Below are 22,160 nucleotides of genomic sequence, written 5' to 3' on the forward strand. Positions count from 1 at the left end.
TCAGCCCTCGATGGTCTGTGCCCCCATGGCTGCGGCGAAGGGGGCGCGTGTCATCTGGTCGCGCCACACGGTCTCGAGCAGTGCGGCGCGACCGTTCTCGATGTCCGTGACCAGGGTGTCGAGGGCGACCTGCCCTCCCTCGCGGGCGGCGGAGAGCAGGTCGCGGTGCATCTCGCCGAGGACGCGGGCGTCGTACACGTCGCCCACGGTCGACACGGTCCAGAGCAGCTCGACCTCGCAGCGCTGGTAGGCCTCCTGGAGGCGTTGGACGCCCGAGAGCTCGACGATGGTGCTGTGGATCCGCTGGTGCACCGAGGCGACCCTGCCCGGTGGGGCGTCCCCGGGCAGGTCGAGCAGGTCCTGGGTGCGCTCGGCGAGCGGCTCCAGGTCGTGACCCCGGTCGAGGATGATGCGCATGGCGCCGGCCTCGAGCGTCAGGCGGTAGTCCCACAGGTCGTTGATCCGGGGGGCGTCGAGCACCGGGATGCGTGCCCCGCGATGGGGCACGTGCTCGAGGAGGCCCATGGAGATCAACTCGGCGAAGGCGGCACGCACCGTGTGGCGACCGACGCCGAGCGTCTGAGCCACCGACTCCTCGGTGATGCGTTCACCCTGACGCAGGCGCCCGTCGAGCAGGAGGTCGCGCACCGTGCCGACGACCTTCGACCTGCTCGACTCCGTGCCCACGTCGGTCATCCTGTCAGCCCCGCGTGGTCCCGGGCGACCACGCTCAGGGTGAGCGGTGGCCGGGACAGCTGGCCACGGAGGAGCTCGGCGCGCTCGCGGGCGGACACGACGCCGGCGTGCTTGACCTGCTCGTAGCCGCGGATGCCGTCGGGCAGCTCGGCCAGCTGGACGGCCACCGCGTGGTTGAGCGGCGAGACGCGCTCGACGATCTCGTCGACGATCTCCGCGTACCAGTCGCGGACCTCGCGCTCCTCGACCCGCGAGGACTGCCGCGCGAAGGGGTCGACGACGGTGCCCCTGAGGCGGCGGCCCGCACGCAGCGCCTTGAACCCGACGTCGAACCACGACCCGACGCGGATCTTGCCGGAGCCGAGGCGCCGGGCGAGCGGTGGCTGCAGGTTGTAGGCCATCTCGACGTCGCCGTCGAAGGTCTCGCGGACGTGCTCGGCGAACTCCGGCTTGAGGTGCAGCCGGGCGACCTCGTACTCGTCCTTGTAGGTCATGACCTTGTACAAGTACCGGATGACGGCGTGGGTCAGCTCGCGACGACCGGGGGCGGCCAGGTCCTCGGCCCGCGCCACCGCGACGACCCGGTCGAGGTATGCCGTCGCCGGCTCGGCCCGGTTGGCGTAGTCGAGCAGCTCGGGGAGGCGCACCGCGAGCAGCCGGCGGCTCTCCTCGTCGAGGCCCGCGGTCCGGACCCAGAGGTCGTCGAGTGCCGACCGGGCGCGGGAGGGCAGCGCGACCCGTCGACGCGAGAGCTCCGTCTCGGCGTCGGTGGGTGGCGGCGTGATCTCGTCGACGACCTGCTGCCGGTCGACGGCCCACAGCCGCCCGTACCGGAAGGCCTGGATGTTGCGCTCGACGGCCACGCCGTTGACCCGGAGGGCCTCCTCGATGGACTGCGCAGACAGCGGGAGCAGTCCGTGCTGGTAGGCGGTGCCGACGACGATGATGTTGGTCAGCATGTAGTCGGCGAAGAGCTCGTCGGCGATCCACCGGGCACGGACCTCGACCATCCGATCGGTGACCGCGGCGATGCTGGCCCGCAGGCCCTCGGAGTCGACGCTCGCGTACACGTCGCGGACCTGCTCGCCGGTCGGGAAGAGGTCGGAGTTGAGGACCGCGCTGGTGCGGTCCGGGTGGCAGCGGCGCAGGTTGGCGACCGATGCCGCGCCGACCTCGTCGAGCGCGAGGTAGGCGTGGGCCCGTCCCTCGCCGGTCTTGCTCGTCCAGTGGGTCACCCCCTTCGGCACGATGGCCAGGCTGGAGAGGACCGGACCCCACTTCTGGGCGGCTCCCGTCTGGTCGAAGGAGTGCACGTCGTAGCCGTCGAGCATGGCGGCGACCGAGAGCACGCCGTTGAGCGTCAGGACCCCCGTGCCACCCACCCCGGGCATGTAGAGGTGGAAGGCCTCGTCAGTCGGCACGGACCGGCGGGAGGTGGGCTCGGGCAGGTCGGCGGCGTCGAGTGTGCGCGGGTCGCGCCGCCGGTACCCGTGGCCCTCCTCCGTCCGGACCGTGACGAAGGCGGGGCAGTCGCCCTTGACGCAGGAGAAGTCCTGGTTGCACGACGAGGTGTGGATCCTCGTCTTCGGCCCGAACTCCGTCGAGGTCTTCTGCAGCGACATGCAGTTGCTGGACCGGCCGCAGTCGCCGCAGTTCTCGCAGACCTCCTCGTTGACGACGACGAACTCCGTGGGCCTGGCGAGCTTCCCCCGCTTCTGCAGCCGGCGTCGCTCGTTGGCGCAGGACTCGTCGTAGATCATCACGGTGCACCCGGGGACCTGCTCGAGCTCGGCCGCGGTCTCGACCATCCGGTCGGCGTGGCGTACCTCGACGAGTGGCGCGACGGGCTGGTCGGCGTACCTGCGCGGCTCCTTGGTGAGGATGACGATGCGCCGCACCCCTTCGGACTCGAGCCCGCGGGTGAGGTCGGCCAGGCCGTGCTGCCCGACGGGGTCCTGGGCTCCGGTGTTGGCCAGCACGCCGTTGTAGAGGATCTTGTACGTGATGTTGGTGCCCGTCGTCACGGCCCAGCGGATGTTGAGATAGCTCGAGTGGTAGAGCGCACCGTCGCCGAGGTGCTGGACCATGTGCTGCTTGTCCGTGTACCGGCTCAGCCCGATCCACGGCAGCCCCTCGCCGCCCATCTGGGTCATGACGTCGATGTGGCGCTCGGGTTGCTCGATGACCGTGTTGAAGCAGTTGCACCCGGGCGCCCCCCAGGCCTCCTGGCCGGGGGCGAGGACGGTCGAGGCGCTGTGGGGGCAGCCGGAGCAGAAGTTCGGGGTCCGCGGTTGGTGGACCTCGTGGGCTCGCGCGGCCACGTCCGCGAGGAGGCCCAGGTGGGGTGAGTGCGACAGGCCGGGGACGACGTCGCCGAGCAGCTCGGCGAGGCGTGCGCTGACGAAGTCCGCGTCCATGGCCCCCTCGACGGGGAAGACCCGGCGCCCAGAGCGGTCGGTCTTGCCCGTCACGTCGACCGGGCGTCCGAGGGGCTGCAGGGCGGCGCGCACCTGCTGCTCGATGACGTCGCGCTTCTCCTCGATGACGATGACCCGGTCGAGCCCCTCGGCGAAGCTGCGGACGGCGTCACCGTCGATCGGGTAGATCAGGCCCAGCTTGAGGATGCGCACGCCGGCGGCGACCAGCGCCTCCTCGTCCACCCCGAGGTCGCTCAGTGCCTGCCGCAGGTCGGTGTACGACTTGCCCGCGGTGACGATGCCGACCGTGTCGTGGTCGCCGCTCACGACCACCTCGTCGAGGTGGTTGGCCCGGGCGTACTCGCGGACGGCGACGTGACGCTCCTGGTAGAGGTGGCGCTCCATCTCGATGTTCTTGCCGGGGAAGAAGGAGAAGTCGGTCCGCTTGACGAAGGGGGCGCCCTCGATCGTCACCTCCGGAAGGACCGGTCGGGCGTCGTCCGGGTCGAAGGTCACGGAGGCGGCGGAGTCGCACAGGGCGCTGGTGAGCTTCATCGAGACCCAGCACCCGGAGAAGCGCGACATCGCGATGGCGTGCATGCCGAAGGTGCGGAACTCCGCGACCGACGACGGGTAGACGACCGGGACGCCGGCCGACATGAACGCGTACTCCTGCTGGAAGGGCATCGTCGACGACTTCGCCTCGTGGTCCTCACCGGAGAGGATCACGACCGACCCGTGGGTCGAGGTGCCCGCGAAGTTCCCGTGCTTCAGGGCGTCACCGCTGCGGTCGACGCCCGGTCCCTTGCCGAACCAGATGCTCGTCACGCCGTCCCACTGCGAGTGCGGGTGGTCGTCGAGCATCTGGGTCCCCATGTGTGCCGTCATCGCGAGCTCCTCGTTGCCCGCGGGCAGGAAGGTCGCGTCGTGCTCGGCGAGGAGGTCGGGGATGCGCTCGAGGTTGAGGTCGAGGCTGCCGATGGGCGAGCCCGGGTAGCCGCAGATGAAGGTGCCGATGCGCAGGCCGTCCTCGCGGTCCCGTCGAGCCTGCTCGAGGGGGAAGCGGATGAGGGCCTGCATCCCGGGCAGGTAGTGGGTGCCGCGCTCGGCCACCAGGCGGTCCGACAACTTCATTGACATCGTCCTCCAAGATTGTGACACAGTCTTTGTGTCACAATCAGTCTGCGGGCGCGACGACGCGGCCGTCAAGTGCCGAGGGGCTCCGCGCGAGTCCGAGGAGGACCATCGTGAGTCGTCAGTGGCCGTCGCCGACCTTCCTCCGGGAGACGCTGCGGGCGCCCCGCCTGCCCCGCCACCCGCACCGTGACCGCGTCGACCGGGCGGCGAGCATCGAGGACCTGCGCCGGCTCGCGCGTCGCCGGGTCCCTGCCGTCGCCTTCGACTACATGGACGGGGCGGCCGGCTCGGAGACCTCGCTGCTGCGCGCGCGGCAGGCCTTCGCCGACGTGCACTTCCACCCGCGGGTGCTCACCGACGTCGGGACCGTGGACCTGTCCACCACCGTCTGCGGGGAGAGGTCACGGCTGCCCTTCGGCGTGGCCCCCGTGGGGCTGACGCGCCTGCTCCACCACGAGGGCGAGGCCGCGGGCGCGCGGGCGGCGGCCGCCACGGGCATCCCCTTCGCCCTGTCGACGATGAGCTCGGTCTCCCTCGAGGACGTCGCGGCGGCTGCCCCGGATGCACGGCGCTGGTTCCAGCTCTACCTGTGGAAGGACCGCGAGAGGTCGATGGACGTCGTCGCCCGCGCCGCCGCCCACGGGTACGACACCCTGCTGCTCGCCGTCGACACGCCCGTGGGCGGGCAGCGCCTGCGCGACGTGCGCAACGGCATGACGATCCCGCCGTCCTTCGGTCTGCTCGACGCGGCGCGGGTGGCCACCAAGCCGGTCTGGCTCGCCAACTTCCTCACCACCGAGCCGCCCGCCTTCGCCTCGCTGAGCGCCTTCGACGGGTCGGTCGGCGAGCTCATCACCGAGATGTTCGACCCGACCCTGACCTTCGACGACCTCGCCTGGCTCCGGGAGCACTGGTCGGGCCGACTGCTCGTCAAGGGCCTGCAGGACCCGCAGGACGCCCGGCGTGCGGTCGACCTGGGGGCCGATGGTGTCGTCATCTCGAGCCACGGCGGGCGCCAGCTGGACCGGACGACCGCGCCGCTGCGCAGGCTCCCGCAGGTCCGTGCGGCGCTCACCGGGACCTCGGCCGAGGTCGTCGTCGACAGCGGCGTGATGTGCGGGGCCGATGTCGTGGCGGCACTGGCGCTGGGGGCGGACTTCGTCCTCGTCGGTCGCGCCTACCTCTACGGCCTCATGGCTGCCGGTGAGCACGGTGCCCGGCGGGCCCTGCGACTGCTCGAGGAGGACGTGCGTCGCACCATGCAGCTCCTCGGCGTGACGAGCGTCGCCGAGCTCACCCCGGAGTACGTGACCCTGGGGTGAGCCCGGCGGGTTCCTGACGGGTCAGGCCCGGCGACGCCCGGCCACGGCGACACCCGCGCCCGCGAGCGCGACGACGAGGGCCAGACCGCCGAGCGTGCGGGCGAGGGTGTCGGAGGCGGCGGGCTCGCTCCCTGCGTCCTTGCGCGCGTCCTTGCTGCCCTCGTCATCGGTGGTGGCGTGGTGGCCACCCTCCTCGGCGGCCGTGACCTCGAAGCTCGGAGCCGGGGACTCCGGCTCCTCACCGCCCTCCGTGGCGACGTCCGACCAGTCGGCGACCTCGCCGTCGGAGTAGGTCTGCTTCGCCGGCAGCACGAGCTCGCCGGGGGTGGGGAGCGGGCCGGCGCTGATCGCGAACTCCGCGTACTCGCCCGGCGCGATGCCGGCCGCGTCGGAGTCGGCGGTCCACGTGACCGTCCGCGGCGCCTCGCTGAGGACGAGGTCGTTGGCGGTGACCTTCTCGGGGAGCTTCGCCGTCGTCACCTTCGCCGTCCATCCCGGGACCGGGCGGACGGAGACGGTCGCGAGCGGCCGGTCCTGGGGGAGCGTGACGACGAGCTTCGTCGTCGACGCGGTGTCCGACTCGTTGGGCACGCGGAAGGTGAGCGCCGCGTAGCCGCCGGACGCCGTGGCGTCCGGGATCACGCGCACGTGGGCGGAGGCGGGCAGGGCCGTCGCGGCCGTGGCGGCGAGGGCGAGGGTCAGGGCTGCGCCGGAGCGCAGGATGGTGCGGTTCATGAGAGTCCTTCGGTGAGGTGTGCGGGGCCCGCCCGCGCCCTCACGGCGAGGGGCGGGTCAGGCAGGAGTGGGAGCGGGCAGCGCCGGCGGGCCGCGTCGGCCCACCCCACCGAGGACGAAGGGGGGCCGCCGCGGCTGGTCCGCGACGGCCGGGGTTGCACACGGCGCGGGGATGACGACCCGCCGCACCGTCTCCGGCAGGACCGGTCGCAGCAGGCCGGCGAGGAACCAGACCGCCTCCTCACCACGGGCGAGGACGAGGGCCAGCAGCAGTGCGGCGACGGTGTGCGCGAGGAGCATGGCCGGGCTGGTGTGGGACATTTCGGCGCCGCCCGCGCACCCGAGGACCATCTCGTGGTGACCACCGCCGACCGCGCACGTCGGGTCGGGGTGCCCCGCGGAGAGCAGGGTGTGCAGGACCACCTGGGACCCGCCGAGCGTGACGGCCATCGCCGCGCGGCCGAGCCGCCACTGCGTGAGGACGAGACCGCTCCACAGCAGCAGCCCGACGATGAGCACCATCCCTCCGGCCGAAGGGAGTCCGCCGCCGGCGGCGAGGTGGGCGCCGGTGGACAGCCCGCCGGCCGCGATCGTCCAGGCGAGGGTGCGCGCCACTCGCAGCACACCCCGGCTCGGTTCGGTCACGCTCACTCCGCCGCCGGAGGTCCGCTGATCATCTTGCCGTCGGTGTCGAGCGGCCACGGGTTGGCCGTGCAGCCGTCGAGACCGAGCGTCTGCTGGAGCATGACCGGCGCGCGCCACCCCGGGGCGGGGCAGCGCTCGTGCCCCAGCCCCAGCCCGTGCCCGACCTCGTGGTTGACGAGATAGGTCCGATAGGCGTCGATGTCGTCGACGTGCGGCACCCCGAGGAACCACCGGTCGAGGTTGAGCATGATGAACTCCCCTGCGCGGCAGGAGGTGTAGCCGTCGGTCGAGGCGCCGGCGGCCTCGCACTGCTTGTCGACGGTCGCGGGCGTCGCGAGGCGGATCGTCAACTGCGCCGGCTCGTCGACGACCCGGCGGAAGCGCCACTGCCCGCCGCCGGTCCACCCGCGCGGGTGCGACAGCGCGCGGTCGATGACCCGGCCGAAGTCGCCGCTCGTCACCCGGGCGCCCTGCTCGACCTCGACGCGGTAGGTGACGAGCTGGCCGGACTCGCCGCGCACGCCGGTGCCGGCGGTCAGCCGCGTGTAGCGGCCCGTTGACCAGTACTCCGGCGCGGTGGGCGAAGGGGAGGTCTGCGGGCTCGTCGTGGCGGAGCCGGTGCCGGCGGCCTCGTCCCGGTCGGTCCCGGAGGAGCTCGTCACCGCCCCGCCCGCATCGGGAGCATCCCGGGTGGGGGCGCCCTCTGCGGTCGTCAGGCCCACGGCGACCGCGAGCACGACGAGCAGCACGAGGGCGGTCGCGGCGAGCTGTCGGCGCCGCGCCTGCACAGCGCTCGCCGGAGCCAGGGACCGAAGGGGGGACACCCCCACAGGATAGGCGCGGCCCGCGCTCAGCCGGCGTGGTCGAGCAGCCAGTCCCGCAGCCGCAGCGTCGAGAGGCAGTCGTACTCGTTGTACTGCCGCAGGTCCTCGAGCCGGGCCGCCGCCTCGAGCTCGTCGCCCGCGGCCACCGCCTCGCGGTAGCGCTGGTACTCGATGATCGAGTCGCCGCCGGCCGTCACGCCGTCGGCGTCGCGCAGCTCGTCACCCATGTAGAGCGGCTCGAGCGCCTTGATCGAGTAGGAGCGGCTGCCGACCCGCACGGCCGACTTGACCACGGCGTAGAGGTCGACGAAGACGTCGCCATCGAGCAGCTGCGCGACCTCCGCCTCGTAGACGCCGTGCCGGGCGGCCAGGCGGGTCAGGGCGGAGCGCTCGTAGCCGGAGTAGTGGAAGACGTGCAGGCCGGGCCACCGCTGCAGCCGCTCCCGCAGCCAGTCGACGAAGCCGACGAGCGCGGCCCGCTCCTGCTCACGGTCGTGGGCCCAGAAGGGCACGAAGTCGCCACTCGCCGTGAGCGACCCGAAGAGGTACTCCAGACCCGTGTCGGTCGGGGTCGCGCCCCGCCACATCGGGTCGCCCTCGAAGTCGAAGAAGACATCGCCCTCGCTCGGCGCCGGCAGCTGCGCGAGCAGCTCGGGCGCGAAGACCTCGTAGGGCAGCGGCTCCTGCGGCGTCGGCTCGATGAGCTGCAGCCCGGCCTGGCTGCGCAGCACGGCCAGCTGCTCGTCGTCGAGCCCCTCGACCGGTCGGGTCCGCTCGGCGAGTGCCGTGAGCGTCGTGACCCCGGCGTCGACGAGCCGCGCCCGGGTCGTCGCGCGCACCCCGGCGGCGAGCCCGACGTCCTCGCGCACGGCGAGCTCGGCGCGGCAGGCGTCGCAGAAGAGGCACGCCTTCCACCGCGGGTCCTCCCACACGACCGGCCCGCTCTCGGCGGCGTGCGCGTCGATGACCTCGAGGATGCGCGAGCGCACCTCGTGCAACTCGTCGGCCAGCTCCTCGCGCGGGGTGTCGACGTGCGTCCCGTCGCCGAGGATCAGCCGGACGAAGGGGGCCAACGGCACCCCGGCGGACTCCAGCGCCTCGGCGTAGGCGGCCACCTGCAGCTGGGCGTGCCGGTGCGCCTTGCGGGCGAGCTTGGTCTCCGCCGCGACCCAGCCCCCTTCGTCACGCAGCAGGTGGTCGGCCCGGCCACGGAAGCGCTCGCCGGCGACCGGGACCTGGTGGACCAGCCGCACAGCAGGGTCCTGCAGCACGCGCAGGACCTCGGTGGCGGACATGCGGCCGGCGTCGATGACGCCGTCGCCGATCGCCGCGGTCAGCTCGTCGGTGACCTCCTGCTCGTAGTCGCGCCCGAGGTCGCCGAAGCGCTCGCGGATCGGGTCGACCTCGGCGGGAACCGCCTCACGACGACCGAGCCGCACGTCGAGCTCGACGAGCAGGCCGAACTCGCACTCGCGGCCGCGACGCAGGTCGCCCGCGGTGATGACCGCGGGCTGCGGCCGGCCGTCGAGGAGGGGGAGGTCCATGGCCTCGAGGGTACGAGCCCGCACCCACAACGTTCCCTGAGGTGCGACGGAGGAGCCTCGAAGGGTCAGACCCAGCTCGGGAACCACATGCGCCAGCGCCAGTGGTCGTAGGGGATGACCTGGGCGGTCCAGATCGGCCAGAAGAAGGCGAAGTTGGCCAGGACGAGGAGCAGGTAGGCGCCGACGACGAGGTGCCCGATGCGGCGGCGACGGGCGCTCGCACCCGGCGGGCCGAGCGCGAGACCGAGCATGAAGACGACCGCGAGGATCACCCAGGGCTCGAAGGCGATCGTGTAGAAGGTGAAGATCGTGCGGTGCTGCAGGAAGAACCACGGCAGCCACCCGCCGACGAAGCCGACGAGGATCGCGCCGGCCCGCCAGTCGCGGCGGAAGGCCCAGTGCCACAGCAGGAAGAACAGGGCGGCGGTCGCGAGCCACCAGATCGAGACCGAGCCGAGCGAGGTGATCGCCTTGGAGCACTTGTCGACCTCGCAGCCGGTCATGCCGGCGGACTTCGTCTCGTAGAAGAAGGAGGTCGGCCGCGACTGGATCATCCACGACCACGGGTTGGACATGTAGGTGTGCGGCGAGGTCAGGTGGTCGTGGAAGTCGAGGACCTGCACGTGGTACTGCCACAGCGAGCGAAGGGCGGGCGGCAGCCACTGCACGCCCTCGCCGGGGTGGTCCACGGCCCACGTGCGGTTGTAGCCCGTCTTCGTGACGAACCAGCCGGTCCACGAGGCGAGGTAGGTCGCGAGCACGACGACCGTCATCGAGATGCCGGCCCACACGCCGTCCTTGCCGATGCCGGCGACGGCCCAGTGCCGGGCGCCGGCGGCGCGGCGGGCACCCATGTCCCAGAAGACGGTCATCAGGCCGAAGGCCGCGAAGAAGTAGAGCCCGGACCACTTCGTGCCGCAGGCCAGACCGAGGGAGAGGGCGGCGACGAGCCGCCAGGGGCGCCACCACAGCATCGGGCCGGTGCCGAAGGAGGTGCTCGGCAGGGCGGCGACCCGGTCGGCCAGGCGGGCGCGCGACCAGTCGCGGTCGACGAGCAGCGCGCCGAAGGCCGCGAGCGCGAAGAACATGAGGATCAGGTCGAGCAGGCCGGTGCGCGAGTGGACGAAGTGGTGCCCCTCGAAGGCCATGAGGAAGGCCGCGATGGTGCCGAGCCAGCTCGAGCCGAAGAGGCGACGGGCGATCCGGCCCACCATGAGGATCGAGATCGTGCCGAGCAGCGCGACGGAGAAACGCCAGCCGAAGCTCGACGTCGAGCCGAAGACCCACTCGCCGAAGGCGATGATCCACTTGCCGACCGGCGGGTGGACGACCATGTCGCCCTCGGTCGTCTTGAAGACGTCGAGGTTGCCGGCGGTGAAGAGCGGGTCGACCTTCTCCCCTTCGCCCTTCCACCGCATCTCGACGCCGTACTCGAGCATCGAGACGCCCTGCTTGACGTAGTACGTCTCGTCGAAGACCAGCTGGTGGGGGCGGCCGAGGGACCAGAAGCGCAGCACGCCACCGATCGCGGCGAAGAGGAGCGGACCGAGCCAGCCCCACAGCACGTCGCTGGGGCGGAAGCCGAGCAGACGCGCGCGCAGCTGCTCCCCCCGGTCCATGGCCGCCATCGTAGGCGAGGATGGACGCATGCCACTCGTCCTCGCCGCCACGCCCATCGGAGACCCGCGCGACGCCAGCCCCCGGCTGCGGGAGGAGCTCGAGGGGGCCGACATCGTCGCCGCCGAGGACACCCGTCGGCTGCGCCGTCTCGCCGGCGAGATCGGGGTGACGCTGCCCGAGCGGGTCGTCAGCTATCACGAGCACAACGAGGCGACGAAGACCGCCGAGCTGCTCGAGGCGGTCGTCGCGGGGGAGCGGGTCGTGCTCGTCACCGACGCCGGCATGCCCTCGGTCTCCGACCCCGGCTACCGCTTCGTGCGGGCGTGCATCGACGCCGACGAGGTCGTCACCTGCGTGCCCGGGCCGAGCGCCGTGCTCATGGCCCTGGCCGTCTCGGGACTGCCGGTCGACCGCTTCACCTTCGAGGGATTCCTCCCGCGCAAGGGCGGCGAGCGTCGCCGGCTGCTCACCGAGGTCGCTCAGGAGCGGCGCACCATGGTCTTCTTCGAGGCGCCGCACCGCATCGCCGCCACCCTCGAGGCGATGGCCGAGATCCTCGGCCCCGACCGGCCGGCCGCGGTGTGCCGCGAGCTGACGAAGACCTACGAGGAGGTCCGCCGGGGTGGCCTGGCCGAGCTGGCCCAGTGGGCGGCCGAGGGGGTCAAGGGCGAGATCACGATCGTCGTCGGCGGCGCCGAGCGCACGACGATCTCCATGGAGGACGCGATCGCCGAGGTGCTCGCCCGCAAGGACCGCGGCGCCCGGCTCAAGGACGTCTGCGCGGCCGTCGCCACGTCGACGGGCCACTCCAAGAAGGCGCTCTACGACGCCGTCGTCGACCACCGCAGGGAGCACTCAGACTGAGGTGGGACAATCCCGGCCATGACCGAGCCGATGCCCGACTCCGGCACCGACCTGCCCATCGACGAGGAGTCCTCCGCCCAGGCCCGCGGAGCCACGACCGAGGCCGCCGAGGGCGCCCGTGAGGCCCACGCCGAGCACGGGACCCGTCCCGGCAGCGAGCGCACCGTCGTCCACCTCCTGCGCCACGGCGAGGTCGACAACCCGCACAAGATCCTCTACGGCCGCCTGCCCGACTACCACCTCTCGCCCCTGGGCCGAGAGATGGCCGAGGTCGTCGGCGAGCACCTCGGCGACGCCGACCTGGCGCTCGTGGTCCACAGCCCGCTCGAGCGCACCGCAGAGACGGCCGCACCGACCCTCGCCCGCCACGGCCTGACCGCCGTCGTCGACCCCCGGGTCATCGAGGCGGGCAACAAGTTCGAGGGCCGCCGCTTCCGCAAGCGGCTGCTGCTCGACCCGCGCCGCTGGTGGTGGGTGCGCGACCCCACGAAGCCGACCTGGGGCGAGCACTACCGCGCCATCGGCAAGCGGATGATGGCCGCCATCGAGGACGCCCGCGACCACGCCCGCGGCCACGAGGCGCTCGTCGTCAGCCACCAGCTGCCGATCTGGACCATCCGCAGCGTCCTCGAGCAGCGGCCGCTGTGGCACGACCCGCGGCGCCGGGAGTGCAACCTCGCCTCCCTGACCTCGGTCACCTTCGTCGGCGACGAGGTCGTCGACGTCACCTACAGCGAGCCGGCGGCGCACCTCTACGCGCACGCGGCCAAGACCCCTGGAGCCTGACCCCCTTCGATGAGACGACACCGCATCACCCGCACCCTCGTCGCGACGGCGAGCGCCCTGGCCCTCGCCGGCGGCGTCGCCGCCTGCAGCGACTCGCCGTCGGAGAAGGCGGCCAAGGAGTTCGGCACCCGCAACGGTGACGGCTCCACGCACCTCATCGCCGAGGCCGACCGGGGGAAGCCGGTGGAGCTCGCCGGCGAGACGATCGACGGCAAGACCTGGGACAGCGCGGACCAGCGCGGCAAGGTCGTCGTCGTCAACAGCTGGGCGAGCTGGTGCGGCCCGTGCGCCACGGAGGCCCCGCACCTCGTCGACGCGCAGGAGCAGACGAAGGGGGAGGACGTCGAGTTCGTCGGCATCAACTTCCGCGAGTCCTCCAAGGAGACCGGCCGGGCGCAGGCGCAGGAGTGGGGCTTCACCTGGCCTTCGGTCTACGACAAGTCCGGCCAGAGCGCCCTCGACATGCAGGGCAAGATGACCGCCACGCCGTCCACCGCCGTGCTCGACCGTGAGGGCCGCATCGCGGCCGTCGTCCTCGGTCCGGTGACCACCTCGACCCTCGTGGGGCTCGTCGAGGACACCGCCGCCGAGACGGCATGAGCGGGGCCCTGGCCACGCTCCCTTCGCTCGCCGGCGGACTGAGCGATCAGGTCACCGAGGGGGCGCTGCCGCTCGCCGTCCTCGTCGCCGCCCTCGCCGGGCTCGTCTCCTTCGCCACGCCCTGCGTGCTGCCGCTCGTGCCCGGCTACCTCGGCTACGTCACCGGCCTGTCCGATGTCGCCCTCGAGGAGCGCAGCCGCGGGCGGATGGTCCTGGGGACGCTGCTGTTCATCCTCGGCTTCAGCGCCGTCTTCGTCCTCGCGTCGATGTTCGTCGCGACCGCCGGCCGGGCGCTCGTCGAGCACCGCGAGCTGCTCATGCGCATCGGCGGCGTGCTTGTCATCCTCATGGCCCTCGTCTTCCTCGGCGCCGGCTCGCAGCGGACCTTCCGCCTGCCGATCAAGCCCGCGACCGGGCTCGCCGGGGCGCCGGTGCTCGGCGCGGTCTTCGGCCTCGGCTGGGCGCCCTGCATGGGCCCGACGCTCGGCGCGGTCCTCGCCCTCAACCTCACCGGTGACGGCTCGACGACCCGCGCCGTGGTCCTCGCCGTCGCCTACTGCCTCGGTCTGGGGCTGCCCTTCCTGCTCATCGCCGCCGCCTACGAGCGGTGGGCGCCGGTCTCGGCCTGGCTGCGCCGCCGCCAGCGCGCCATCCAGGTCGTCGGCGCCGTGCTGCTCATCGCGATCGGGCTGCTCCTGCTCACCGGCGGCTGGGACGCGATCACCCAGTGGCTGCAGATCCATCTCATCAGCGACACGGAGGTGATCCTCTGATGGCCAGCTCGACCCGTCAGCGGCCCGAGGTGACCCAGCCCCGGCTCGGCGCGATCGGCTACCTGCGGTGGGGCTGGCGCCAGCTGACGAGCATGCGCACCGCGCTCTTCCTGCTGCTGCTCCTGGCGATCGGTGCCGTGCCCGGTTCGGTCTTCCCCCAGCGCAGCCTCGACCCGGCGCGCACCGAGGACTGGATCGCCCGGCACGAGACCACCGGTCCGTGGCTGGACAAGCTCGGGGCCTTCGAGGTCTACAGCTCGCCGTGGTTCTCCGCGATCTACCTGCTCCTCTTCATCTCGCTCATCGGCTGCATCGTGCCGCGCACGGCGGTGCACTGGAAGTCCTTGCGCAGCAAGCCTCCCCGCGCTCCCAAGCGGCTCGCTCGGCTCGAGGCGCACGCCGACGGCGAGGTCGCCGACGACCTCGAGCAGGTGCGCGAGGCCGCGACCCGGGTGCTGCGCAAGCGTCGTTTCCGCGTCGCCAGCCACGACGACGCCTCCGTGTCGGCGGAGAAGGGCTATGCCAAGGAGACCGGCAACCTCGTCTTCCACACCGCCCTCGTCACGCTGATCATCGGCGTCGCCGTCGGCCACCTGTGGGGCTGGAAGGCCGACGTCGTCGTCCCCGCCGGGGACTCCTTCGTCAACACCGTGACGCGCTACGACACCTTCGCCCCGGGGCCGCTCGTCGACGAGTCCTCGCTCGCCCCCTTCGGCATGAAGGTCACGAAGATGACCGCGGACTTCAACGACCGCGAGCCCGGGGCGCAGACCTTCGGCCAGCCGCGGGACTTCGAGGCGCACGTCACCGGCACGACCGCCGACGGCGAGGACTTCACCGACGTCGTCAAGGTCAACCACCCGCTGGAGATGCAGGACGCGACCGTCTTCCTCCTCGGCAACGGCTACGCCCCCGTCGTCACGGTCAAGGACGCCGACGGCAAGGTCCTCTACTCGGGGGCCACCCCCTTCCTCGCGCAGGACGGCAACTACCGCTCCACCGGCGCGATCAAGGTCGGGGCCGCGACGCCCGAGCAGTTCGGCTTCATGGGGCTCTTCCTGCCGACGGCCTACATCGACCCCGACCAGGGGCCGGTCTCGGTCTTCCCGGACACCAAGGACCCGGCGCTCGCCCTGAGCATGTACACCGGCGACCTCTACCCCGGCGGGCGCCCGCAGTCGGTCTTCACGCTCGACACCGAGTCGATGGACAAGGTCACCAACGCCAAGGGCACCGACCAGCTGCGCATCTGGCTCAAGCCCGGCGAGGGAGCCAACCTGCCCGACGATCGCGGCACGATCACCTTCGACGGGGTGGAGCGCTTCGCCGGCTTCTCCGTGCGGCACGACCCCGGCAAGGGGCTGACCCTGTGGTCGGCGCTCGCCGCCCTCGCCGGGCTCATCGCCACCCTGACCATCAAGCGCCGCCGGGTCTTCGTCCGGCTCGTCCAGGACGGCGACGTCGTGCGCGTCGAGGTCGGCGGCATGAGCCGAGACGATGACGACGGCCTGCCCGAGGTCGTCCAGGAGATCCGCGACGAGCTCGTGGGACAATCGAGGACATCATGACGAACGAGATGCTGGCCCAGAACGCCAACTACGCGCTGGCCTCGGCCGCGCTGGTGATCACCGTGGCGATGCTCTGCTACGCCCTCTACCTCGCCCAGTCGGTCCCGGTGCGTGAGCGCGCCGAGTCCACGGCGCGGGTGCCGGCCACGGTCGGTGGCGGTGCGGGCGAGGACCTGACGGACGAAGGGGGCGCAGCCGCCGGGGACGAGCCGGTCGAGACCCCCGCCCGGGCCCGCAAGGCCGCCGGCATCGGTGGGTCCCTCTCGTGGCTGGGCGCGCTGCTGCTGCTCGGCTCGATCGTCCTGCGCGGGGTGGCCGTCGACCGGGTGCCGCTGGGCAACCTCTTCGAGTTCAGCATCGCCGGGTGCTTCTTCGCGATGGCCGTCTTCTGCGTCGCCGGGCTGCGCCGCGACCTGCGCTGGCTGGGCGTCTTCGTCACGGCCTTCGTCGTGCTCGTGCTCATGGTCGCCTCGACCGCCTGGTACGTCGAGGCCGACGAGCTCGTCCCCTCGCTCAAGTCCTACTGGCTGCCGATCCACGTCACCGTCGCGACCCTGTCCGTCGGCATCTTCATCGTCGGCGCGATCCTCAGCGCGCTCTACCTCATGAGCGACCGCGAGGTCGGTGGCGAGCGCTTCTGGCGCAAGCTGCCCGCGGCGCAGCAGCTCGAGAAGCTCGCGTACTCGCTGCACATCATCGGCTTCCCGCTGTGGACCTTCACCCTCATCGCCGGCGCTATCTGGGCCCGCGAGGCCTGGGGCTCCTACTGGAACTGGGACCCCAAGGAGGTGTGGACCTTCGTCATCTGGGTCGTCTACGCCGCCTACCTGCACGCCCGGGCCACGAAGAACACCTCGAGGCGCACGGCCAACTGGATCGCCCTGGCCGGCTTCGCCTGCATCGTCATCAACTACACGGTCGTGAACTTCTACTTCATCGGCCAGCACAGCTACGCGCAGTGAGGTCCCCCGCATGATCCGTTACTCGCTGCTGCGCATGCTCATCTTCTTCGGCTGCCTCGCGGCCCTGTGGCTCGTCGGCCTGCGTGAGCCCACCGAGCTGCCCTGGCTCGTCGTCATCTCGGCGATCGCGTCGATGGTCATCTCCGCGATCGTGCTCAAGCCCTTCCGCGCCGAGATGATCCAGCAGATCCAGGACCGCCAGGCCGCCAAGGCTCGCGCTCGCGCCGAGCGCACCGACACCGACGAGGCCGTCGAGGACGGGCGGGGTACGAGCGAGCCCGAGCCCGAGGCGGAGGCCGAGGCCGAGGAGCCCGAGACCTTCCGCTGAGGAGTGACGCCGCGCTCGGCCCCGCGGTGGCTCAGGCCGTGCAGGCCGAGATCCTCGCAGCTGGCCGGGATGATCGCGTCCACCAGGGACTTTCCCGGCCACGCGCGCGAGCGGCGCCCGGGAGGGTCAGCGGGCGAGCGGCGCGAAGAGCCAGATCGCCCACATCAGCTCGGCGAAGCCGGTGAGCCCGAGGGCCGGGATGAGCGCTTTGCCGGTCGCGCCGGAGCGCACGGCCTGGATGCCGGGCCAGGCGATGACCAGCCCGACGAGGCCGATCGGGGCCCACGGGCGCCAGATCGCCATGAGCAGGGTGCACACGACCGTGACGCCGAAGAGCCCGAGGTAGAGCTGGCGGGTGCGCGCGTCGCCCAGCCGGACCGCGAGGGTCGTCTTGCCGGTCACCGAGTCGGTGGGGATGTCGCGCAGGTTGTTGGCCACGAGGATCGCGCTGGCGAGGGCGCCGACGCCGATGGCGCCGAGCACGCCGACCGGGGTGATCGAGCCGATCTGGGTGTACTGCGTGCCGAGGGTGGCGACCAGGCCGAAGAAGATGAAGACGTAGACCTCGCCGAGGCCGCGGTAGCCGTAGGGGTTGCCGCCGCCGGTGTAGCGCCAGGCCGCGAGGATCGCCAGGGCACCGATGGGGATCATGATCCACGCCTGGCTCAGGGCGACGAGCGCGAACCCGACGAAGGCGCCGATGCCGAAGAAGGTGAAGGCCATGAGCTTGACGTTGGCCGGGTCGGCGAGGCGCTGGCCGACGAGCCGCACCGGGCCGACCCGCTCCTCGTCGGTGCCGCGGATGCCGTCGCTGTAGTCGTTGGCGTAGTTGACGCCGATCTGCAGGCAGCACGAGACGATGAGGGCGAGGAGCGCGAGGCCGAGGTTGGCCCCCTTCGTCCCCTCCTCGAGGTCACGGTTGGCCGCTGCGGCGGCGGTGCCGACGATGACGGGGGCGAGTGCTGCGGGGAGGGTTCGCGGGCGGGCGCCGGCGATCCACTGCTTGAGGGTGGCCACGACCGCCGATCTTACGAGGCGCTCAGCCTCCGAGCAGACGCGCCACGGCGGAGCGGTCCGGCTTGCCGGGTCCGCGCATCGGCAGCGAGTCGACGACGAGCACGCGGCGGGGGAGGGCCGCGGGCTCGAGGTGGGGCCGCAGCATCTCGCGGATCTCGGCGACCCCGGCGTCGGGGACGGGCCCGACGGGCGGGCCTCCGGGCGAGGTGACCGCGGCCAGCGCGACCGCCTGCCCCCACTGCGGGTCGGGCACCCCGACGACGACCGCCTCGGTGACGGCAGGGACGTGGGCGACCACGGCCTCCTCGACGACGCGGGGCGCGATCTTGAGGCCGCCGGTGTTGATGACGTCGTCGGCCCGGCCGGTGACGCTCACCCGGCCGTCGCCGTCGACGGTGCCGAGGTCGCCGGTGCGAAACCAGCGCTGACCCCCTTCGGTCCGGAAGGCCCCTGTGTCGAGACCGAGGTAGCCGTGGGCGACGACCGCACCGCAGAGCTCGATGACGCCGTCGGCGCCGGTGCGCACGGCGACACCCTGCAGGGGCTGGCCGTTGTAGACGCACCCGCCGGCCGTCTCGGACATGCCATAGGTCGTCACGACCCGCACGCCGAGGGAGCGGGCGCGGTCGAGCAGCGCCCCGGGAGTGGCGGCCCCGCCCACGAGCACGGCGTCGAAGCGCCGCAGCGCCTCCAGGCCCATCGGGTCCTCGACGAGTCGGGTCAGCTGGGTGGGGACGAGCGAGGTGTAGCGGCGCTCCGCGTGCATGCCCGCCGTGGCCTCGACGAGGGCGAAGGGGGGAGCCGACGCGTCGACGACGACCGGCGTCGTGCCGGCGGCGATGCTGCGCAGCAGCACCTGCAGGCCGGCGATGTGGTGGGGCGGCAGGGCGAGCAGCCACTGACCGGGGCCCCCGAGGCGGTGCGCGGTGGCCTCGGCGCTCGCGAGGAGGTTGGCGGCGGTGAGCAGAGAGAGCTTCGGTGTGCCGGTCGAGCCGGAGGTCGCGATGGCGACGGCGAGGTCGTCGGGCAGCTCACCCTCCGGCAGGGTCGGCGTCTCGCCGGGCGCGTGCGGGTGGATCGGCGCGGTGCCGGTCAGCGCCCGCTCGAGCGCGGGCAGCGCGTCGAGCACGGCGGGGCCGGCGGGCAGGGGGAGTGGGGTGATCGGCACCGGACTCATTCCTTCTCTCGCAGAGCGGTCTCCCAGTCGGGACCGCGGTGGAAGATCCCGAGGACGATCACGGTCAGGTCGGTCGCGCAGCCGACAACTTCGTAGGCGATGAGGGTCCGCCTCCGAAAGCTGGTGGTCTTCACCCCGGGGCGGACGTCGTCACGGTTCCTGCCCGCATCGGGAAAGGCAGGGATGCCTTCGATGTGGTCGATGATGGCCGAGATGAACTGCTGTGAGATCTCGGGACCCGCGTTGGCGGTGATCCAGTTGTCGAGATCGTCGAGCTGGCGTTGGGCTTCTGGCGTGTAGCTGATCCGCTCCGTCATGAACGGGCGGCCCACTTGCTCTCGAAGTGGGCACGCACGTCAGCGGCCGGGATCGCTCGGTCAGGGTCCGCCTTGAGCGCGTCGTAGGCCGCACCGACCTCGCGGTGCAGCCACGACGTGGTGGCCAGGCTCCAGGCGTCGTCGCCGTCGACCGACTCGAGCAGGCGCAGCGCCACCTCTCGGCGCACGTCGGGAGGCAGCGACATCCCTGCCTCGTAGAACTCCGACTCGTTCACCGACATGCATCCGAGTTTACGCCGCAGCCTCCGTCCCTTGCTGGGCCTCGTCCACAGGGTGCGCGGCGTGATCGCTGCGGGACCAGCCCTCAGAAGTACCAGGGGAAGGGCGACCAGTCCGGGTCGCGCTTCTCGAGGAACTGGTCGCGCCCCTCGACCGCCTCGTCGGTCATGTAGGCCAGACGGGTCGCCTCGCCGGCGAAGACCTGCTGGCCCATGAGCCCGTCGTCGGTGAGGTTGAAGGCGAACTTGAGCATCCGGATCGCGGTGGGCGACTTCGCCATGATCTCGCGGGCCATCTGCAGCCCCTCGACCTCGAGCTCGGCGTGCTCGACGACCGCGTTGACCGCACCCATCTCGTACATCTCCTGGCCGGTGTAGGCGCGGCCGAGGAAGAAGATCTCGCGAGCGCGCTTCTGCCCCACCATCTTTGCGAGGTAGGCGCTGCCGTAGCCGCCGTCGAAGGAGCCCACGTCGGCGTCGGTCTGCTTGAAGCGGGCGTGCTGGCTGGCGAGGGTCATGTCGCACACGACGTGCAGCGAGTGCCCACCGCCGGCGGCCCAGCCGCCGACGAGCGCGATGACGACCTTGGGCATGGTGCGGATGAGGCGCTGGACCTCGAGGATGTGCAGGCGCCCCCCTTCGGCCTTGACCCGACGCTCGTCGATGCCGGCCGCGGAGTCGTCGCCACCGGGGTCGGCGGCGTACTGGTAGCCGGAGCGGCCGCGGATGCGCTGGTCGCCGCCGGTGCAGAAGGACCAGCCCTCGGTCGTCGCGCTGCTGCCCTCGCGCGGAGTCGGGCCGTTGCCGGTGAGCAGGACGACGCCGACGTCGGGGGTGCGGCGGGCGTGGTCGAGGGTGCGGTAGAGCTCGTCGACGGTGTGCGGCCGGAAGGCGTTGAGGATCTCTGGTCGGTCGAAGGCGATGCGCACGCAGCCGACGTCCTTGGCGCGGTGGTAGGTCAGGTCGGTGAGGTCCTCGAAGCCGGGGACCACCTCCCAGGCCTGCGGGTCGAAGGTCTCGCTGACGTCGTCCAGTGCACTCACGGGGCGAGCCTAACCACCGCGAGGACGAAGGGGGCCGCCCCCGTCAGGCGACGAGGCTCGCCAGCAGGACCATCGGCAGTGAGACCACGGCCCCGAGCGAGGTGGCCAGGGTGAGCGTCTTGAGCGCGCCCTTGGTCGACAGGCCGAGCAGCGACTTGAACATCCAGAAGAAGTTGCTGTTGACGTGCAGGGCGAACATCGCGCCGGAGGCGATGGCCAGGGCGACGACGACGGGCTCGACGCCCGTCGAGGCGACGACCGGGCCGATGATGCCCGAGGCGGTGATCGCGCCGACCGACACCGAGCCGATGGCGAAGTGCAGCAGGGCCGCGATGAACCACGCGAGCAGCACGGTGATGAGCACCGGTGCGCCGGCGTCGGCGGAGAAGAGGCCCTCGAGCGTCTTGTCGAGGCCGGTCTCGGTGATGACCGCGCCGAGCGAGCCGCCGATACCGGTGATGAGCAGGATCTCGCCGGTCGTGCGGAACCCACCCGACAGGGCGTGCTCGGTGCCGTCGGAGCCGAGCGTCGAGCGGCCGATGACGAAGGCGATGAGCAGGCCGATGAAGAGCGCGATGTTGGCGTCGCCGACGAAGGCGATGACCGCATTGCTCGCGTCGAAGAGGTCCATGAAGGCGCCGAAGGCGATGAGCACGAGCGGCACGAGGATCGGCGTCAGGCGCAGCAGCAGGGGCAGGCGCAGCGCCCGCTCCGGCACGGCATCCGGGTCGTCGAGGTCGGCGTCGGCGCTGTGGCCGGTGCCGTCGTGGCCGACCTCCCCGCGGGCGAGGTAGGCGGCGTGGCCCGGGTTGTCGGGGTGCTCCTCCTCGTCGGGGTCGACGTCGGTGCGCTCGTCCCAGAAGCGGGTCTGCAGCAGCAGGCGGAAGAGGAAGGTCGTGAGCAGGGCCGTGGCGATGCCGATCGGCGCGCCGAAGATCAGGTACTCGCCGAGCGGGAGCTTCAGCTGCCCGGCGACGGCGACCGCAGCCAGGCCCGGCACGACGAAGACGTAGCCGGCGAAGATGCCGATGCCGATCGCGCCGGCGAGCCACGGCAGGCCCTTGCGACGGTCGACGACCGGTGCCGCCTGCCGCGCCATCGGCGAGGCGAGGACGACCTGCACGTCGACGTAGATCGAGGGGAAGATCGCCGAGAGCGCCGCGGTCATCGCATAGGGCAGCTTGCGGCCGACCCGTCGCGCGATGATCTCGACGAGCGCGCGGAAGGTGCCCGTCGCCTGCAGGAGCGAGCCGATGAGCACGCCGAAGCCGATGAGCAGACCGACCTCGCCCATGATCTCGCCGAAGCCGGTCGTGATCGCCGCGACCGTGTCGGCCGGCCCCACCCCCGCCGACAGGCCGAGGAAGACCGAGGAGATGATCAGCGAGATCACCGGGTCGACCTTGAAGCGGAGGATGAGCACGATCGCCAGGGCGATCGCGACGAGCGTCAGTGCGATGTCCACGGCAGCCGACCCTACGCGTCCGTGAGCACCGTCACACCAGCAGCCCGCTCCTCGGGACTGGCGGCGCCGACCCCCTTCGCG

General features: G+C 72.0%; 21 protein-coding genes. 8 read left to right on the forward strand and 13 right to left on the reverse strand.

Annotated elements, in window-relative coordinates:
- Together NMQ01_RS02110 and NMQ01_RS02115 are read right to left on the reverse strand one after the other, a co-directional pair.
- Entirely contained in the window at window positions 1-696 is a 696-nt protein-coding gene (locus NMQ01_RS02110; protein WP_255185239.1) for a GntR family transcriptional regulator, read from the reverse strand.
- Window positions 693-4,274, reverse strand: coding sequence for an indolepyruvate ferredoxin oxidoreductase family protein (locus NMQ01_RS02115; RefSeq protein WP_255185240.1), 3,582 nt, complete (start codon window positions 4,272-4,274; stop codon window positions 693-695). The genes NMQ01_RS02110 and NMQ01_RS02115 overlap by 4 nt, the downstream gene beginning before the upstream one ends.
- 86 nt (window positions 4,275-4,360) lie before the next feature.
- On the opposite strand from NMQ01_RS02115, the gene NMQ01_RS02120 reads away from it, so the two are divergent.
- Complete coding sequence (locus NMQ01_RS02120) at window positions 4,361-5,572, forward strand: alpha-hydroxy acid oxidase (protein WP_255185241.1); 1,212 nt, start codon at window positions 4,361-4,363, stop codon at window positions 5,570-5,572.
- Between the two features lie 21 nt (window positions 5,573-5,593).
- Here NMQ01_RS02120 and NMQ01_RS02125 read toward each other — a convergent pair whose 3' ends face one another.
- From NMQ01_RS02125 to NMQ01_RS02145, 5 genes are all read right to left on the reverse strand, one after another.
- A complete protein-coding gene (locus tag NMQ01_RS02125; protein WP_255185242.1) occupies window positions 5,594-6,307 on the reverse strand; it encodes a YcnI family protein in 714 nt (237 codons plus the stop codon).
- 57 nt (window positions 6,308-6,364) lie between these two features.
- Window positions 6,365-6,952, reverse strand: a complete 588-nt coding sequence (locus tag NMQ01_RS02130; RefSeq protein WP_255185243.1) for a hypothetical protein — start codon at window positions 6,950-6,952, stop codon at window positions 6,365-6,367.
- Between the two features lie 2 nt (window positions 6,953-6,954).
- The gene (locus NMQ01_RS02135) at window positions 6,955-7,776 is read right to left on the reverse strand and encodes a DUF3152 domain-containing protein (RefSeq protein WP_255185244.1); all 822 of its coding nucleotides are present in this window, start codon (window positions 7,774-7,776) and stop codon (window positions 6,955-6,957) included.
- A gap of 26 nt (window positions 7,777-7,802) precedes the next feature.
- Window positions 7,803-9,320, reverse strand: coding sequence for a TM0106 family RecB-like putative nuclease (locus NMQ01_RS02140; protein WP_255185245.1), 1,518 nt, complete (start codon window positions 9,318-9,320; stop codon window positions 7,803-7,805).
- A gap of 65 nt (window positions 9,321-9,385) precedes the next feature.
- Window positions 9,386-10,939: a dolichyl-phosphate-mannose--protein mannosyltransferase gene (locus NMQ01_RS02145; RefSeq protein WP_255185246.1), complete on the reverse strand. Its 1,554-nt coding sequence runs from the start codon at window positions 10,937-10,939 to the stop codon at window positions 9,386-9,388.
- A 28-nt stretch (window positions 10,940-10,967) separates the two neighbouring features.
- Here NMQ01_RS02145 and rsmI point away from each other — a divergent pair, with 28 nt between their 5' ends.
- From rsmI to NMQ01_RS02180, 7 genes are read left to right on the forward strand one after another with little or no spacing between them, the layout of a single operon-like run.
- Entirely contained in the window at window positions 10,968-11,804 is an 837-nt protein-coding gene (rsmI, locus tag NMQ01_RS02150; RefSeq protein ID WP_255185247.1) for a 16S rRNA (cytidine(1402)-2'-O)-methyltransferase, read from the forward strand.
- Between the two features lie 18 nt (window positions 11,805-11,822).
- Window positions 11,823-12,590 carry a histidine phosphatase family protein gene (locus tag NMQ01_RS02155; RefSeq protein ID WP_255185248.1) on the forward strand — a complete coding sequence of 256 codons (768 nt, stop codon included), beginning with the start codon at window positions 11,823-11,825 and terminating at the stop codon, window positions 12,588-12,590.
- Window positions 12,591-12,599: 9 nt separating this feature from the next.
- On the forward strand, window positions 12,600-13,190 hold the full coding sequence (locus NMQ01_RS02160; protein ID WP_255185249.1) for a TlpA disulfide reductase family protein: 591 nt from the start codon (window positions 12,600-12,602) through the stop codon (window positions 13,188-13,190).
- On the forward strand, window positions 13,187-13,963 hold the full coding sequence (locus tag NMQ01_RS02165; protein WP_255185250.1) for a cytochrome c biogenesis CcdA family protein: 777 nt from the start codon (window positions 13,187-13,189) through the stop codon (window positions 13,961-13,963). The genes NMQ01_RS02160 and NMQ01_RS02165 overlap by 4 nt, the downstream gene beginning before the upstream one ends.
- Entirely contained in the window at window positions 13,963-15,531 is a 1,569-nt protein-coding gene (locus NMQ01_RS02170) for a cytochrome c biogenesis protein ResB (protein WP_255185251.1), read from the forward strand. Before NMQ01_RS02165 ends, NMQ01_RS02170 begins: the two co-directional genes overlap by 1 nt.
- Window positions 15,528-16,493, forward strand: coding sequence for a c-type cytochrome biogenesis protein CcsB (ccsB, locus tag NMQ01_RS02175; protein WP_255185252.1), 966 nt, complete (start codon window positions 15,528-15,530; stop codon window positions 16,491-16,493). Before NMQ01_RS02170 ends, ccsB begins: the two co-directional genes overlap by 4 nt.
- A gap of 10 nt (window positions 16,494-16,503) precedes the next feature.
- The gene (locus NMQ01_RS02180) at window positions 16,504-16,821 is read left to right on the forward strand and encodes a DUF4229 domain-containing protein (RefSeq protein WP_255185253.1); all 318 of its coding nucleotides are present in this window, start codon (window positions 16,504-16,506) and stop codon (window positions 16,819-16,821) included.
- Window positions 16,822-16,947: 126 nt separating this feature from the next.
- Here NMQ01_RS02180 and NMQ01_RS02185 read toward each other — a convergent pair whose 3' ends face one another.
- The 6 genes from NMQ01_RS02185 to NMQ01_RS02210 all read right to left on the reverse strand — a co-directional run bounded on the left by NMQ01_RS02185 (window position 16,948) and on the right by NMQ01_RS02210 (window position 22,079).
- Entirely contained in the window at window positions 16,948-17,838 is an 891-nt protein-coding gene (locus NMQ01_RS02185; RefSeq protein WP_255185254.1) for a 1,4-dihydroxy-2-naphthoate polyprenyltransferase, read from the reverse strand.
- Window positions 17,839-17,860: 22 nt separating this feature from the next.
- Window positions 17,861-19,006, reverse strand: coding sequence for an o-succinylbenzoate--CoA ligase (gene menE, locus NMQ01_RS02190; protein ID WP_255185255.1), 1,146 nt, complete (start codon window positions 19,004-19,006; stop codon window positions 17,861-17,863).
- 5 nt (window positions 19,007-19,011) lie between these two features.
- A complete protein-coding gene (locus NMQ01_RS02195; protein WP_255185256.1) occupies window positions 19,012-19,332 on the reverse strand; it encodes a type II toxin-antitoxin system RelE/ParE family toxin in 321 nt (106 codons plus the stop codon).
- Window positions 19,329-19,574 carry a hypothetical protein gene (locus tag NMQ01_RS02200; protein WP_255185257.1) on the reverse strand — a complete coding sequence of 82 codons (246 nt, stop codon included), beginning with the start codon at window positions 19,572-19,574 and terminating at the stop codon, window positions 19,329-19,331. The genes NMQ01_RS02195 and NMQ01_RS02200 overlap by 4 nt, the downstream gene beginning before the upstream one ends.
- Before the next feature lie 83 nt (window positions 19,575-19,657).
- Window positions 19,658-20,614 (reverse strand): 1,4-dihydroxy-2-naphthoyl-CoA synthase, encoded by a 957-nt coding sequence (locus NMQ01_RS02205; protein WP_255185258.1) that lies wholly within the window; start codon window positions 20,612-20,614, stop codon window positions 19,658-19,660.
- A gap of 43 nt (window positions 20,615-20,657) precedes the next feature.
- A complete protein-coding gene (locus NMQ01_RS02210) occupies window positions 20,658-22,079 on the reverse strand; it encodes a GntP family permease (RefSeq protein ID WP_255185259.1) in 1,422 nt (473 codons plus the stop codon).
- Window positions 22,080-22,160: the final 81 nt, after the last annotated feature.

This window comes from Janibacter sp. CX7, from assembly GCF_024362365.1.
Lineage (GTDB): Bacteria > Actinomycetota > Actinomycetes > Actinomycetales > Dermatophilaceae > Janibacter.

Coding starts and splice junctions, on each gene's coding strand:
- NMQ01_RS02110 (WP_255185239.1), bottom strand. CDS start 696: ATGACCGACGTGGGCACGGAGTCGAGCAGGTCGAAGGTCGTCGGCACG.
- NMQ01_RS02125 (WP_255185242.1), bottom strand. CDS start 6,307: ATGAACCGCACCATCCTGCGCTCCGGCGCAGCCCTGACCCTCGCCCTC.
- NMQ01_RS02140 (WP_255185245.1), bottom strand. CDS start 9,320: ATGGACCTCCCCCTCCTCGACGGCCGGCCGCAGCCCGCGGTCATCACC.
- NMQ01_RS02145 (WP_255185246.1), bottom strand. CDS start 10,939: ATGGACCGGGGGGAGCAGCTGCGCGCGCGTCTGCTCGGCTTCCGCCCC.
- rsmI (WP_255185247.1), top strand. CDS start 10,968: ATGCCACTCGTCCTCGCCGCCACGCCCATCGGAGACCCGCGCGACGCC.
- NMQ01_RS02155 (WP_255185248.1), top strand. CDS start 11,823: ATGACCGAGCCGATGCCCGACTCCGGCACCGACCTGCCCATCGACGAG.
- NMQ01_RS02160 (WP_255185249.1), top strand. CDS start 12,600: ATGAGACGACACCGCATCACCCGCACCCTCGTCGCGACGGCGAGCGCC.
- NMQ01_RS02165 (WP_255185250.1), top strand. CDS start 13,187: ATGAGCGGGGCCCTGGCCACGCTCCCTTCGCTCGCCGGCGGACTGAGC.
- NMQ01_RS02170 (WP_255185251.1), top strand. CDS start 13,963: ATGGCCAGCTCGACCCGTCAGCGGCCCGAGGTGACCCAGCCCCGGCTC.
- ccsB (WP_255185252.1), top strand. CDS start 15,528: ATGACGAACGAGATGCTGGCCCAGAACGCCAACTACGCGCTGGCCTCG.
- NMQ01_RS02180 (WP_255185253.1), top strand. CDS start 16,504: ATGATCCGTTACTCGCTGCTGCGCATGCTCATCTTCTTCGGCTGCCTC.
- NMQ01_RS02195 (WP_255185256.1), bottom strand. CDS start 19,332: ATGACGGAGCGGATCAGCTACACGCCAGAAGCCCAACGCCAGCTCGAC.
- NMQ01_RS02200 (WP_255185257.1), bottom strand. CDS start 19,574: ATGTCGGTGAACGAGTCGGAGTTCTACGAGGCAGGGATGTCGCTGCCT.